This window comes from Bradyrhizobium sp. BLXBL-01 (assembly GCF_051853025.1).
Classification (GTDB): Bacteria; Pseudomonadota; Alphaproteobacteria; order Rhizobiales; family Xanthobacteraceae; genus Bradyrhizobium.
This window is the reverse complement of sequence record NZ_CP182471.1, coordinates 4,438,724-4,452,997: the sequence shown is the minus strand read 5'-3', so window position 1 is coordinate 4,452,997 and position 14,274 is coordinate 4,438,724. Positions and strand designations below refer to the sequence as shown.

Here is a 14,274-nt window from a genome sequence, read left to right as displayed (position 1 = left end):
GTCGTTCGAGTTGCGTCAATTGCGCGGCGGCTTCGCCGCAACGATGTCGTCGGCCTTGACCCATCCGGGCGTGCCGACAGCGAAACGGGTTTTCGCGCGCGTCGCAAGCTCGCGGGCGGTCTTGTTGTCGCCGCGCAAATAGGCGGCCTGGGCCGAGGCGAGATCTGCCTCCGCATAATCTCCCTTCCGGCCATAGGCCATCGCGAGCTGGGTGTAGCCGAGCGCCGCCTCGGGCTCCCGGGCCACCGCGGCGCGGAGAATCCGAACGGCCTCGTCGGTGTAGGCCTTATTATCGGTTCCGACCAGAGCCTGCCCAAGTAACATCTCGATGAGGGGGGCGTTGTTGGAGAGGGCGACGGCCTTGCGCAAGGGAGCGATCGCTTCGGCCGCCTTGCCGCTTTCCAGGAGCGCCTGGCCGCGCACCTCGTAGAAATACGGGTTGTTCGGCTGCACCTGGATCAGCGCGTCGATCTGGGCGAGCGCGCTGCGTAGATCGCCGTGGAGGTAGGTGCTGATGGCGCGGGCATAGCGCGCCGGCAGGCTGTCGTTGGTCTGGGGATAGCGGCGGTACACCGTCTCCGGCCGCTCCATGAAGGCGGAGATCTTGGCACGGACCATGTCGTGCCGAAGCTGGAGCGCGGGATCGTCTTTCTTGTTCCAGTACGGGCTGGAGCCTGCGAACTCCTGCAGCGCGGCGACGCGCTCGGCCGGCATCGGATGCGACTGCAGGTAGGGATCGGCACCGCGCGCGGCGAACAGGCTCTCGCTGGTGAAGCGCTTGAACGTCTCGTACATGCCCTTTGGCGATTGTTGGGTCTCCGTCAGGAATTTCACGCCGGCACGGTCGGCGTTCTCCTCCTGCTGGCGCTGATAGGACAGTAGCGTCCGGCGGATCACCTCCTGCGGCGCGGCAATCGCGGCGGCGCCGGCATTGGCGAGCCCGTTGTTGCCTGCGCTGCTGCGCTGGGTGCTGCCGGCCGCAATCGCGCCGGCGCCGAGCAGCATCGCGATGATCATCTGGGTCTGGGCGGCGGCGAGCTGCTCGCGCAGCTTGGACAGATGGCCGCCGGCCAGATGTCCGGTCTCGTGCGCGAGCACGCCGATGATCTGGTTCGGCGTCTCCGATTGCAGGATGGCGCCCCAATTGACGAAGATGCGGCGGCCGTCCGCGACGAAGGCGTTGAACGAGCCGTCGTTGATGATCACCATCTGGATGTTCTGCTTCTCCAGACCGGCAACGCGCAGGATCGGGCGCGTGTATTCGCGCAGCAGTTGCTCGGTCTCGGTGTCGCGCAGGACCGGCGGCCCCTTGGCCTGCGCGTGCGCGGCCGAGAACGGCGTCAGCGCGATCGCCGTGGCCGTGACGAGGGCGGTGAGGGCGGAGGCCTTCTTGCGCAATGCGATCTGGAGCGACATCAAGCGGTCTTGGTCAAACGGGCTCGGTCAAGTGTTCTTGGTCAAGCAGTTTCGTGATTGGTTTTGGTGATTGGCGGCGGACCGGATACGCGATATGCCCTTGTGAGCGTTGCCCTTATTGAGCCGTACAATGCGGCCAGTCTGGGGCGCAAGCGCCTCGTTTTCGGACCGGACGGACCGGTTCGCCAGCCAATAGCAGAAATCGATGCACGATGCGACATTGAGGAACCGGTTGGGGCAGTGGCTCGAGCCCTCCCGCCGCAGCGATGTTCCCCCGTTCATGGTGATGGACGTCATGGCCGCGGCGGCCCGAATCGAGGCCGCCGGTGGTCATGTCATCCACATGGAGGTCGGCCAGCCCGCGGCCGGCGCGCCCAGGACCGCGATCGCGGCCGCCCATGCGGCGCTCGAGGCTGGACGGATCGACTATACCTCGGCGCTCGGCATCCCCTCCTTGCGCGCGCGCATTGCGCGCCATTATCGCGACACCTATGGCAGCGACGTGAGCCCCGATCGGATCGTCGTGACGACGGGCTCGTCGGGCGGCTTCATCTTGGCGTTCCTGTCGATGTTCGAGCCCGGTGATCGCGTCGCCGTGACGGTGCCGGGCTATCCGCCGTATCGACACATCCTGACCGCGCTCGGCTGCGAGCCTGTGCTGATCGAGACCACGAACGAGACTCGGCACGCGCTGACCGGCGAGGCGCTGCTCGCGGCCCATCGCAAGGCGCCGCTGAAGGGCGTTCTGGTCGGCAGCCCCGCCAATCCGACGGGCACGATGATGTCCCGCGACGCGCTCGCCGGCCTGATCGCGGCGGCGGAAGACGCCGGCATCCGCTTCATCTCGGATGAGATCTATCACGGGCTCGATTACGCGTTTCCAGCCGTGACGGCGGCGGCGCTGTCCGAGCATGCGCTCGTGATCAACTCGTTCTCGAAGTATTTTTGCATGACGGGCTGGCGCGTCGGCTGGATGGTGGTGCCCGAGATCTTGGTGCGGCCGATCGAGCGGCTGCAGCAGAACCTCTCGATCTCGGTGCCCTCGCTGTCGCAGATCGCGGCGGAGGCTGCATTCGACGGCACGGCCGAGATGGAGGCGATCAAGCACGGCTATCAGGAAAACCGGCGTGTCCTGATCGATGGTTTGCCCAAGGCCGGATTGACGAGATTCCTGCCGGCTGACGGCGCCTTCTATCTCTATGCCGATGTCTCGGACTTCACCTCGGACAGTTTCGAGTTCGCCAAGCAGATGCTGGAGCAGGCGGGCGTGGCGGCAACGCCCGGCCTCGATTTCGATCCCATCCATGGCCGTTGCTTCATCCGCTTTTCCTATGCCCGCTCGCTCGATGAGATGCCGGAGGCAGTTGACCGGATCGCTCACTGGCTTAAATAGCCGCCAGTTTTAGACAGCCTTCCGGAGTTCGACGTGCCTGACCGTTCCGCCCCGTCCGCCGCTACGCCACATTCTTCTCTCGCCGCATTGATGTGGCCGACCCGACCGGGCGAAGCCGTCGGCACGCTGCGGGCCGTCGTGCTGATTGCGCTCGGCACCGCGTTGATGGCGCTGTCAGCCAAGGTGAATCTGCCGCTGCCCTACGTGCCGATGACGCTGCAGACGCTGGTGGTGCTGATGATCGGCGCCGCCTATGGCTGGCGCCTTGGCAGCGCAACCATGATCGCTTACCTCGCCGAGGGCGCGATCGGGCTGCCGGTGTTCGCCGGTCCCGTGGGTGGCATCGCACCGCTCGTCGGCCCGACCGCGGGCTATCTGTTCGGCTTCGTATTGGCTGCGTTCGTGACCGGCTGGCTCGCCGAGCGCGGCTGGGATCGCAGCGTGACGCTGCTGTTTGCGGCGATGGCTGCGGGCCACATCGTCATTCTCGCGACCGGGTTCGGCTGGTTGGCATTCGGCCTTGGTCTCGGCGCCGCCAAGGCCTGGCAGGTCGGCATCGTGCCGTTCATCGCGGCCTCACTGGTCAAGAATGCGCTCGGCGCGACCCTGATGCCGGCGGCGCGCCGGCTCGTCGAGCGCCGCGGGTAAAACGCGCCAACACGAGCAGTTCCAATTGACAGGGCCGGCCAAGTTGATCTTGGCTGGCCCAATGTTGTGAGGGGAGTGAAACTGATGACGACGACAACGATGGCGGGGGCGCCGGTCGCGCCGCCCGTTGCCAAGCCGTGGTACAAAGTCCTCTACGTCCAGGTGCTGATCGCCATCGTGCTCGGCGCCATCGTCGGATGGCTGTGGCCGACCGTCGCCACCAACGAATGGATCAAGGCGCTCGGCGACGGCTTCATCAAGCTGATCAAGATGGTGATCGCCCCGATCATCTTCTGCACCGTGGTCTCCGGCATCGCCCACATCCAGGACGCCAAGAAGGTCGGTCGTATCGGCGTCAAGGCGCTGGTCTATTTCGAGGTCGTCTCGACCTTCGCGCTGGTGATCGGTCTCGTTGTCGGTAATCTCGTCAAGCCGGGCTCCGGCTTCGGCAATGCGGCGGCAAACGAGGCAGCCGTTGCCAACTACGCCAAGCAGGCGGCCGGCCAGAAGTCCGTCGACTTCGTGCTGCACATCATTCCGGACACCGTGGTCGGCGCCTTCGCGCAAGGCGAGATTCTCCAGGTGCTGCTGTTCGCAGTGTTGTTCGGCTTCGCCTTGATGAGCCTCGGCGAGCGCGGCCACACCATCCGCAGCTTCATCGACGATGCCGCGCACGCGGTGTTCGGCGTCATCTCGATCGTGATGCGCGCGGCGCCGATCGGCGCGTTCGGTGCGATGGCCTATACGATCGGCAAGTTCGGCACCGGCGCGATCCTGAATCTGGTCGGCTTGATCGCGACGTTCTACGTCACGGCTGCGCTGTTCGTGTTCGTCGTGCTCGGCCTCATCGCGCGCATGGCGGGGTTCTCGATCTTCAGGTTCCTCGGCTACATCAAGGACGAGCTGCTGATCGTGCTCGGCACCTCGTCCTCGGAAAGCGCGCTGCCGTCCTTGATGGAGAAGCTGGAGCGGCTCGGCTGCTCCAAGTCGGTGGTCGGCCTCGTCGTGCCCACCGGTTACTCGTTCAACCTCGACGGCACCAACATCTACATGACGCTGGCGACGCTGTTCATCGCGCAGGCGCTCGGCGTCGAGCTCTCCTTCGGCCAGCAGATCACCATCCTCGTCGTGGCGATGCTGACCTCGAAGGGCGCCTCCGGCATCACCGGCGCGGGTTTCATCACACTGGCGGCGACGCTCGCCGTGGTCGATCCGCGGCTCGTGCCGGGCATGGCAATCGTGCTCGGCATCGACAAGTTCATGAGCGAGTGCCGCGCGCTGACCAATCTGTGCGGCAACGGCGTCGCCTGCGTGATCGTCGCCTGGTGGGAAGGCGAGCTCGACCGCGACAAGCTCAAAGCCAACCTCGCCAAGGAGATCGATCCGACCGACATGGAGACGGCGATCACGACGGACTGATCCTTGCAGCGCGAGCTGCGCTGTCAGAGCTCGAAGTAATAGGGCTGGTCGAGATCCTCGATCAGCCCTTTTTCCTTGAGGCTAGAACCGCTCCGGCCGATACGGCGTAGGATCGACCGCCGGAGTTTCGCCGCTCATCATCTCCGCGAGCAGGCGTCCGGTCGCCGGTCCCAGCGTGAAGCCCTGATGGCCGTGGCCGAAATTCATCCAGAGGCCGGGGTGGCGCGGGGCGGGGCCGAGCACCGGCAGCATGTCGGGCGTGCAAGGCCGCGTGCCGAACCACGGATCCGGCTCGGCCCGCTTGCCGAGGTCGATCAGCTCGCGCGCGGAGGCTTCGGCGCTGGCCAGCTGCACCGGCGTTGCCAATGCGTCCGCGCCCGTCAATTCCGCGCCGGTGGTGATGCGGATGCCCTTGGCCATCGGCCCCATGGCGTAGCCGCCGCTTTTGTCGATGAGGGGCAGGTCGAGCGAAGCGCCGCCGCTGTAATGCATGTGGTAGCCGCGCTTGCGCACCAGCGGGATGCGATAGCCGAACTTGTACAACAAATCGGGCGACCACGGCCCGAGCGTCACGACGGCGTGGGCCGCGTCGATGCGCCCCTCGTCGGTGTCGACCGACCAGCCGGTCGCGGTCTGCCGCAAGCTCTGCGCGTCACCGAGCACGATCCTGCCGCCGAGGCGCGCGAACAGCTCGGCATAGGCCGTGACCAGCGCGCCGGGGTCGGACACGGTCCAGGTGTCGAGCCAGTGGATCGCGCCCGGAAGATCGTCGCGCAAGATCGGCTCGGCCCTGGCAAGCTCGCTGCCCGACAGCACGCGATAGTTCACGCCGAATTCGCGCTGATCTTCCTCGGCGGCCTTGATCGACAGATCCAACGAAGCGCGATCGCGAAACAGCGCTCGGTAGCCGGCGCGGCGGATGAGATTGTCGGCATGCGCCTCGCGGATCAGGATGTCGTGCTCGGAAGTTGCGTAGGCGATCAGCCGTGCCCACGCCTCGATCGCCTCGCGATGCCGCTTCGGCGCCGAATGCCACCAATAGCGGAGCAGGGGCTCGATGTGCAGATGAAGCGAGGAGAGGCTGTAGCGCACGTCGTTGGTGCGGCCGGTCGCGATCTTCAGGAGCGAGGCGAGGTCGCGCGGCATCGGATAGGGGCGCACCGCTTCGGCCTGGATCATCCCGGCATTGCCGTAGCTGGTCTCGCGGCCCGGCTCGCGGCGATCGACCAGCGTCACCGACCAGCCGCGCTGCTGCAGATGCAGCGCGGCGCCCACGCCCACCATGCCGCCGCCGAGAATGATCGCGCTTTGCATTGCTGCTGACCTCATCAAAATCAAAACCGCCCGGTTTGGCCGGGCGGTTTCAACTCTTTTGTCCCTTTACTCGCCGCCGCCGAAACGGCGTGACCACCAGCCAGCCCGGCGCGGAGCGGTCGGGCTTTCGCTTGCCGCCTCCGGTGCGGGCTCAGCTGCCGGCGCGGGCGCAGCGACCGGCTCGGTCGCCTCCGCTGCCGGCGTTGCGGGCTCCGGCTGGCTGTTCAGCAGGAAGCTGACCTTTTCGCGCACGGTGGAGCGGCGCCGCGCGGCCCTGTCGCCGGCAGGCTCTTCGTCCGGCGTTGCGGCCGTCGTGGCGGGAGCCGGCTCCGGCTGCTGGGCCGGCGCCTCGGTCTGCATCTCCGCGCGCGGCTCGGGCTGCGCAACTTGCGGCTCGGTGCTGGGCTCGGCTTGCGCGATCGAGGGCGAAGCCTGGCCGCCGAAACCGTCGAAATCGGCGACTGCGTCGACAGCTTCCGGCGGCTGGCCGGTGCCGAGCTCGTCGCTGATGGAGCCGGCAAGACCTTCCTCGCCGCCACCGCGACGGCGGCGTCCGCCGCGGCGACCACGCCGGCGCCGGCGATCACTGCTGCCCTGCTGTTCGCCGCGGGCCGCCTGTTCCTCGCCTTCCTCACCGTCCTGCTCGGACTCGGTCTCGTCCTCGCCTTCGGCGGCGACCATCGCGGGCTCGGGCAGGGTCGGCGCCGTATCCTCGCGCAACTCACCCTCGCGCTGGCCACCGCGACCACGCCGACGGCGACGGCGCTTGCGGCGCTGGCCGTCCTGCTCGGAGGCTGCCTCACCGCCGGCTTGCTCGTCAGCAAGACCTTCGGTCTCGTCGGTCTCGACCTCGGATTCAGTCTCCAGGTCGAAGCCGTCCTCGTCGTCGTAGACTTCTTCGGCCAGCGGCGGCGGGCTCGCCGCGGCTTGGGCTGCAAGCAGCGCCTTGGCGGCTTCGAGCGTATGCACCTGCTCGCCGCGGTCGATCACATAGGCCTGCGGGCCGCTGACGCTAGCGTCGGCGATCACCGACAGCGTGACCTTGAAGCCGTTCTCGAGGTCGCGCAGATGGCCGCGCTTGTGGTTCAGCACATAGAGCGCGACGTCGGTGCGGGTGCGGACCACGAGATTGTGGGTCGCGCCCTTCATCAGGATCTCTTCGAGGCCGCGCAAGAGCTGCAGCGCCACCGAAGACACCGAGCGGACATGGCCGGTACCGCCGCAATGCGGGCACGGATCGGTCGAGCTCTCGAGCACGCTGGCGCGGATGCGCTGGCGCGACATCTCGAGCAGGCCGAAATGCGAGATGCGGCCGACCTGGATGCGCGCGCGATCCTGCCTGAGGCAGTCGGACAGCTTACGCTCGACCGCGCGGTTGTTGCGCTTCTCGTCCATGTCGATGAAATCGATGACGATCAGGCCGGCGAGGTCGCGCAGGCGAAGCTGGCGGGCGACCTCTTCGGCCGCTTCCAGATTGGTCTTGAGCGCGGTGTCCTCGATATGGTGCTCGCGGGTCGAGCGGCCGGAGTTGACGTCGATCGAGACCAGCGCCTCGGTCTGGTTGATCACGATATAGCCGCCGGAGCGCAGCTGCACGGTCGGCGAGAACATCGCGTCGAGCTGGCTCTCGACGCCCATGCGCGAGAACAGCGGCTGGCCGTCGCGATACTGCTTCACCGCGCTGACATTGGCGGGCATCAGCATCTTCATGAAGTCGCGGGCTTCGCGGTAGCCGGCTTCGCCGGCGACCTGGATCTCGTCGATCTCCTTGTTGTAGAGGTCGCGCAGCGAGCGCTTGATCAGCGAGCCTTCCTCGTAGACGAGGGTCGGGGCCTGCGACTTCAGCGTCAGGTCACGCACCGTCTCCCACATCCGGATCAGATATTCGAAGTCGCGCTTGATCTCGGGTTTGGTGCGGGAGGCGCCTGCGGTGCGCAGGATGATGCCCATGCCCTCGGGCACGTCGAGATCCTGCACCACTTCCTTCAAACGAGAACGGTCCTGCGCGCTGGTGATCTTGCGGCTGATGCCGCCGCCGCGTGCGGTGTTCGGCATCAGCACGGCATAGCGGCCGGCGAGCGAGAGGTAGGTCGTCAGCGCCGCGCCCTTGTTGCCGCGCTCTTCCTTGACCACCTGCACCAGCATTACCTGGCGGCGCTTGATGACTTCCTGGATCTTGTACTGGCGGCGCGGACGGAAGGTGCGCTCCGGCACTTCCTCCAGCACGTCGTCGCCGCCGACGGATTCGACGACTTCCTCTTCGGCATCCTCGCCGTCTTCCTCATCCTCGTCGTCGTCCTCACCGGCTTGTTCTTCACCGGCTTGGGTGGCCTCGGCATGCGGCGCTTCAGTGCTTTCGCCGGCGGCGTAAACGGCATCGGCCGGCTCGGCGGCCGACGTCACGGCTTCGGCCAGAGGCTCTGCCTGCGCTTCGGCGGCTGGAGCTTCGGAAGCGGGAACGTCGAAGGTCGGGGCCGGCTGCGGCTCGGCAATTGTCTCGACCGCGGGCTCGGCGCCGACCGCCGCGACAGGCGCGGGCGTCTCGCCGGCGCGATCATGGTCATGATGATCGCGCGCGTCCTCATGGCCGTGGGCGTCATCGTGAGCGTGATGGTGCTCGTGATCATGATGATGATCGTCATGATCATGGTCATGGTCGCCGTGATCGTGATCGTGGCCCTCGTGCTCGCCGTGATGCTCCGTAGCGGCGTGCAGATGCTCGCCCTCGGCATGCTCCGGCAGTGCGGCACCTTCGACCGGCTGGGCGGCGGGATCGGCGCCGGCCTCGAGGCCCTCGACGATGTCGCTGCGCACGCGCTCGCCATGACCGCGTCGGCGGGCGTTGCGGTGGCGCGAGCGGCGGCGCCCGTGCGAGCGATTCTCGCTCTCTTCCTCGGCCTCGCGATGGGCCTGTTCCTCGGCTTCGATCAGCGCCTGCCGGTCGGCGACCGGGATCTGGTAGTAATCGGGATGGATTTCGCTAAAGGCGAGGAAGCCGTGGCGGTTGCCGCCATATTCGACGAAGGCGGCCTGGAGCGAGGGTTCGACCCTTGTGACCTTGGCGAGGTAGATATTCCCGCGCAGTTGCTTGCGTTGCGCGGTCTCGAAATCAAACTCTTCGACGCGATTGCCGCGGACCACGACGACCCGGGTCTCTTCCGGGTGGGTGGCATCGATCAACATCTTGTTGGGCATGTCTTAACTCTTGGCGGCGGCGGGCGCGATAAGCCGTGGGCGCGTATCGCGCCGCCGGGTGACGCGACGGTCCACCTGATTCGGGGGTGAGGGGAAGGCCGAAACGCCGTCTCTCGCGCCTTGCCGAACCGGAAGCTTCAGGACCATTGCGACGCGCGGGATTGTCACTCCGCAGCGTCGCGAATGCTCCTTCAGATTTCGTCGGCACAGTCTGGCGCATCAAGCGTCGGCCCGTATGAAACACTGGGCGGCGAGGCCGCCCTTCAATCAGTTGCTGCTGGCCAGGCACGGCGCGAGCGCGCTCGCCTTGGGGATCACGAACCGCCCCCTTGGGATCAAGGGACCGGGTAATGGGTTACGCCGCTGTCAGAACCGTCCCGGTAACATGAGTGGTAACCCGAGACCGTCCGCCGCCGGGGCTTGACCCGCTCCACCTCGCTGCCGCGCACCGCGCTGGTCTTAGAGGGAAACGGAAAACGCTGGAATTCCCAAACCTTGAGATTTCCGGCGCTGCACCGGGAGGCTGAATGCGACACAACCGGAAATATCGGCCGTCAGCATTCCGTACATACGAGGAATGAGCCATCGGTGCAAGGGAGCGTCGCACGGCGGTCACAGTCGGAGAGTTTCGCGTTTCCGTCATTAAGGATCGATTAACCCTGTGGTTTTATTGCGTTAAGAGAGCTGCTCGGAGGCACGGAATTGGTGGCGAGCCGCACAAATCGACGGATTCTGCTGGGGGGCGTGTTGCTGTGCATCGCGGCATTGCCGTGTGCCGATTCCTCGCGCCTGATCGCCGCCGAAAGCCGGCCGCAACCCGCTGCCGTCGCAGCGAATTTTCCGGTCGCCTCGGCCGCTCGGCTGGCCGGCGACGGCAAGCAGACCCGCTTCATCCTCGACCTCGACCAGACCGTTACCTTCCGCGCCGTCACGCTGGCCGACCCCTATCGCGTGGTGGTGGACGTGCCGCAGATGAATTTTCAGCTGCCCGCCGGGATCGGAAGCGGGGGGCGGGGGCTGGTCAAGGCCTTCCGCTACGGGCTCGTCATGCCCGGCGGCTCGCGAATCGTATTCGACCTGACCGGGCCGGCGAAGATCGCCAATTCCTACGTGCTGGAGGCGGCCAACGGCCAACCGGCTCGGCTCGTGCTCGAGCTGGAGGAGGTCGACCGCACCGCCTTCGTGTCGTCGCTGCCGGTCGAAAACCGTCCCGAGCTGCGGCCCGCGATCGCCGAAGCGCCGCCTGCCACGGTTCCGAGCGCGCCGGCCCCGGATGGCACGCAGCAGAAGCCCGACGGGCGCCCGGTGGTGGTGATCGATCCCGGCCATGGCGGCATCGACAACGGGACGCAATCGAGCGGCGAGAGCGAAAAGAACCTGGTGCTGGCCTTTGGCCTCGCGCTCCGCGACAAGCTGGAGAAGGCCGGCAAGTACCGCGTGGTGATGACGCGGGACGACGACACCTTCATTCCGCTCAATGACCGCACCAAGATCGCCCGCAATCTCAAGGCGGCCTTGTTCGTTTCGATCCACGCCGATGCGCTGCCGCGGGCCGAGGGCGATGCGCAGGGCGCGACCATCTATACGCTCTCCGACAAGGCGTCCGATGCCGAGGCCCAACGGCTGGCCGATGCGGAGAACCGCGCCGATGCGATCGCCGGCTTCAACCTCGCGGAGGAGCCGACCGATGTCGCCGACATCCTGATCGACCTCACGCAGCGCGAAACCCGCACCTTTTCAAACCGTTTTGCCCGCCTTTTGATGAGCGAAATGAAGCAGACGGTGCGGATGCACAAGCATCCCCTGAAGTCTGCCGGCTTCCGGGTCCTGAAGGCGCCCGACGTGCCCTCGGTGCTGGTCGAGATCGGCTACGTCTCCAACAAGGCGGATCTCGGGCACCTTGTCTCCGAGGGCTGGCGGTCTCGTGCCGTGGGCTCGATGGCCCAGGCGATCGACGGATTTTTGACCAAGCGGATGGCCACGGCCGGATCGTCAAATTGACGACCGCCGGATCGTCAAATTGACGACCGGGGGGACGTCGAACTGAGCCGGCTTGTTCCTCCTGAGCCAAAGGCCCTAGTTTGGCCACAGCGGACGCTTTATAGAAAACCCGTAGAGGGTTCCGGAATCGGCGAGAATCCTGTTCGGCAAGCGTCTTAAGTCCGGCCTTGATGTGATTGCGTAAGCCGGTGAATTCGCGATGTGAGGTTGGCGCCAGTTTTGGGGTGCCAGTTTTTAGGTCCCATGGGCTGAATACTGGGCTGATCCAGAGTTTGAACGGATAAACAGATAATGCGCTTGCTGGTGCGGTTCATGGGCTTCCTGTTCGCCGCGGGAACAGTGGTGTTCCTTGTCGGTGTCGGGGCCGTGGCAGGCCTGATCTGGCATTTCTCCAAGGACTTGCCGGACTACTCTCAGCTTCAGGATTACGAGCCGCCGGTGATGACGCGCGTGCACGCGGTCGACGGTTCGCTGGTCGGCGAATACGCCAAGGAGCGACGGCTGTATCTACCGATCCAGGCAGTGCCAAAGCTCGTCATCAACGCGTTCCTCGCGGCCGAGGACAAGAATTTCTACGAGCATGGCGGCATCGACTACACCGGCATGGCACGCGCAGGCCTGCTCTATCTCCAGAATTACGGCTCCAACCGGCGTCCGCAGGGTGCGTCCACGATCACCCAGCAGGTCGCCAAGAACTTCCTGCTCACCAACGAGGTCTCCTTCGCCCGCAAGATCAAGGAAGCCTTGCTGGCGATGCGCATCGAGAAGACCTATTCGAAGGACAAGATCCTCGAATTGTATCTCAACGAGATCTATCTCGGCCTCGGCGCCTACGGCATCGCGGCGGCCTCGCTGGTCTATTTCGACAAGTCGGTGAACGAGCTGACGGTGGCGGAAGCGTCCTATCTGGCGGCGCTGCCGAAGATGCCGGCGACGCTGCATCCGGTCCGCAACCGCGACCGCGCCATCGAGCGCCGCAATTACGTGATCGACCGTCTGGTGGAGAACGGCTGGATCAAGCAGGCCGACGCCGACAAGGCGCGCAAGGAGCCGCTCGCCGTCACCAGCCGCTCCAACGGCGCCCACACCTTCGCCGGCGAATATTTCGCCGAGGAAGTCCGCCGCGACATTTTCGAGCGCTACGGCGAGAAGAAGCTCTACGAGGGCGGCCTGTCGGTTCGCACCACGCTCAATCCGAAGATCCAGGTCATGGCGCGCAAGGCCATGGTCACCGGTCTCGTCAACTATGACGAGCAGCAGGGTTATCGCGGCGCCATCAGCAAGCTCGATATTTCGGGCGACTGGGGCGTGAAGCTCGCCGAGATCAAGTCGCTGTCCGACATCTCACCGTGGCGCATGGCGGTGGTGCTGGAGACCAGCGACCAGTCGGCGCGCATCGGCTTCCAGCCGAGCCGGGAGCTTGGCGGCGCCGTCAGCAAGCAGCGCGAGACCGGCATCGTCACGCTCGACGGCGTGCGTTGGGCGAGGGCCGCGCAAGGCAACGCCAAGGGCAAGACGCCGACCTCGGTCGCGCAGGTGCTTGCGCCCGGCGACGTGATCTATGCCGATCCGCTCTATTCCAAGGAGGGGCAGCCGGTCGAGGGCCAGTACCGTCTTCGCCAGATCCCGGAAGTCTCGGGCGCGATGGTGGTGATGGATCCCTGGACCGGCCGCGTGCTCGCGATGGTCGGCGGTTTCTCGTTCGACCAGAGCCAGTTCAATCGCGCCACGCAGGCCTACCGGCAGCCGGGTTCGTCGTTCAAGCCCATCGTCTATTCGGCCGCGCTCGACAACGGCTATACGCCCTCGACCGTCGTGCTCGACGCACCGATCGAAATCGACCAGGGCCAGGGTGCCGGCGTGTGGCGGCCTGAAAACTTCTCCTCCGGCAAATTCCAGGGACCGGTGACGCTGCGCAATGCGCTGCGGCAGTCGCTCAACACGGTGACGGTGCGCCTCGCGCAGGACATCGGCATGCCGCTGATCGGCGAATATGCCCGCCGCTTCGGCGTCTATGACGAGCTGCCGAACTATCTCTCCTACGCGCTCGGCGCCGGCGAGACGACGGCGATGCGCATGGTCACGGCGTACTCGATGCTCGCCAATGGCGGCCGTCGCGTGAAGCCGACGCTGATCGACCGTATCCAGGACCGCTACGGGCGCACCATCTTCAAGCACGACCAGCGCGAATGCCGCGGCTGCGACGCGCCCGGCGGCTGGAAGAACCAGTCCGAGCCGCAGCTGATCGACCGCCGCGAGCAGGTGCTGGATTCCATGACCGCCTATCAGATCACCGAGCTGATGGAAGGCGTGGTCCAGGCCGGCACCGCGACCGTGATCAAGGAAGTCGGCAAGCCCGTCGCCGGCAAGACCGGCACCACCAACGAAGCCAAGGACGCCTGGTTCGTCGGCTTCTCGCCCGACGTCGCGGTCGCCATCTACATGGGCTACGACAAGCCGCGTCCGCTCGGCAAAGGCAACGCCGCAACCGGTGGCCATCTGGCCGCTCCGATCGCGCGCGATTTCCTCAAGCTCGCGCTCGCCGACAAGCCCGCCGTTCCGTTCAAGGTGCCGGCCGGCATCAAGCTCGTCCGCGTCGTCGCCAAGACCGGCATGCGTGCCGGCCCCGGCGAGACCGGCGGAATCATCCTCGAAGCCTTCAAGCCGGGCACGGCGCCGCCGGATAATTACTCCGTCATCGGCGTTGCCGATGCCGACGGGCGCGGCGGCATGCCGGCCTCGCAACAGCAGCCGGATTCCGGTTTCCTCATGCGGCCGGGCACCGGCGGGCTGTGGTAGCGGATAACGCCGGATACGGACGAGGGGGGCGGTTGCGCTTTCGCGCCGCCGCCGTTACATCCCCAGCGCGGTGAGATGAACTGCATCGC

9 protein-coding genes are annotated in these 14,274 nt (G+C 66.1%); 6 read left to right on the top strand and 3 right to left on the bottom strand.

What is annotated here, in order from left to right; all coding sequences use genetic code 11:
- Positions 1 to 15: 15 nt before the first annotated feature.
- Entirely contained in the window at positions 16 to 1,416 is a 1,401-nt protein-coding gene (locus tag ACNJYA_RS20700; RefSeq protein WP_212258531.1) for a M48 family metalloprotease, read from the bottom strand.
- A gap of 205 nt (positions 1,417 to 1,621) precedes the next feature.
- Here ACNJYA_RS20700 and ACNJYA_RS20695 point away from each other — a divergent pair, with 205 nt between their 5' ends.
- From ACNJYA_RS20695 to ACNJYA_RS20685, 3 genes are all read left to right on the top strand, one after another.
- Positions 1,622 to 2,809 carry a pyridoxal phosphate-dependent aminotransferase gene (locus tag ACNJYA_RS20695; RefSeq protein ID WP_439400649.1) on the top strand — a complete coding sequence of 396 codons (1,188 nt, stop codon included), beginning with the start codon at positions 1,622 to 1,624 and terminating at the stop codon, positions 2,807 to 2,809.
- Between the two features lie 90 nt (positions 2,810 to 2,899).
- A complete protein-coding gene (locus tag ACNJYA_RS20690; RefSeq protein WP_172788700.1) occupies positions 2,900 to 3,457 on the top strand; it encodes a biotin transporter BioY in 558 nt (185 codons plus the stop codon).
- An 84-nt stretch (positions 3,458 to 3,541) separates the two neighbouring features.
- On the top strand, positions 3,542 to 4,876 hold the full coding sequence (locus ACNJYA_RS20685; RefSeq protein WP_172788664.1) for a dicarboxylate/amino acid:cation symporter: 1,335 nt from the start codon (positions 3,542 to 3,544) through the stop codon (positions 4,874 to 4,876).
- A gap of 81 nt (positions 4,877 to 4,957) precedes the next feature.
- On the opposite strand, the gene ACNJYA_RS20680 is transcribed toward ACNJYA_RS20685, so the two are convergent.
- On the bottom strand, positions 4,958 to 6,190 hold the full coding sequence (locus tag ACNJYA_RS20680) for an NAD(P)/FAD-dependent oxidoreductase (RefSeq protein WP_212258535.1): 1,233 nt from the start codon (positions 6,188 to 6,190) through the stop codon (positions 4,958 to 4,960).
- Positions 6,191 to 6,256: 66 nt separating this feature from the next.
- Positions 6,257 to 8,593 (bottom strand): Rne/Rng family ribonuclease, encoded by a 2,337-nt coding sequence (locus ACNJYA_RS20675; protein ID WP_439363181.1) that lies wholly within the window; start codon positions 8,591 to 8,593, stop codon positions 6,257 to 6,259.
- Here ACNJYA_RS20675 and ACNJYA_RS20670 point away from each other — a divergent pair.
- From ACNJYA_RS20670 to ACNJYA_RS20660, 3 genes are all read left to right on the top strand, one after another.
- Positions 8,528 to 9,475 (top strand): hypothetical protein, encoded by a 948-nt coding sequence (locus ACNJYA_RS20670; protein WP_349628430.1) that lies wholly within the window; start codon positions 8,528 to 8,530, stop codon positions 9,473 to 9,475. The genes ACNJYA_RS20675 and ACNJYA_RS20670 overlap by 66 nt on opposite strands.
- 615 nt (positions 9,476 to 10,090) lie before the next feature.
- The gene (locus tag ACNJYA_RS20665) at positions 10,091 to 11,386 is read left to right on the top strand and encodes an N-acetylmuramoyl-L-alanine amidase (RefSeq protein ID WP_439363180.1); all 1,296 of its coding nucleotides are present in this window, start codon (positions 10,091 to 10,093) and stop codon (positions 11,384 to 11,386) included.
- Positions 11,387 to 11,677: 291 nt separating this feature from the next.
- A complete protein-coding gene (locus ACNJYA_RS20660; protein ID WP_172788668.1) occupies positions 11,678 to 14,185 on the top strand; it encodes a penicillin-binding protein 1A in 2,508 nt (835 codons plus the stop codon).
- Positions 14,186 to 14,274 lie beyond the last annotated feature (89 nt).

Bases quoted from the DNA above. Each gene is read 5' to 3' on its own strand.
- ACNJYA_RS20700 (WP_212258531.1), bottom strand. From the start codon at position 1,416: ATGTCGCTCCAGATCGCATTGCGCAAGAAGGCCTCCGCCCTCACCGCC.
- ACNJYA_RS20695 (WP_439400649.1), top strand. From the start codon at position 1,622: ATGCACGATGCGACATTGAGGAACCGGTTGGGGCAGTGGCTCGAGCCC.
- ACNJYA_RS20690 (WP_172788700.1), top strand. From the start codon at position 2,900: ATGTGGCCGACCCGACCGGGCGAAGCCGTCGGCACGCTGCGGGCCGTC.
- ACNJYA_RS20685 (WP_172788664.1), top strand. From the start codon at position 3,542: ATGACGACGACAACGATGGCGGGGGCGCCGGTCGCGCCGCCCGTTGCC.
- ACNJYA_RS20680 (WP_212258535.1), bottom strand. From the start codon at position 6,190: ATGCAAAGCGCGATCATTCTCGGCGGCGGCATGGTGGGCGTGGGCGCC.
- ACNJYA_RS20670 (WP_349628430.1), top strand. From the start codon at position 8,528: ATGCGGCGCTTCAGTGCTTTCGCCGGCGGCGTAAACGGCATCGGCCGG.
- ACNJYA_RS20660 (WP_172788668.1), top strand. From the start codon at position 11,678: ATGCGCTTGCTGGTGCGGTTCATGGGCTTCCTGTTCGCCGCGGGAACA.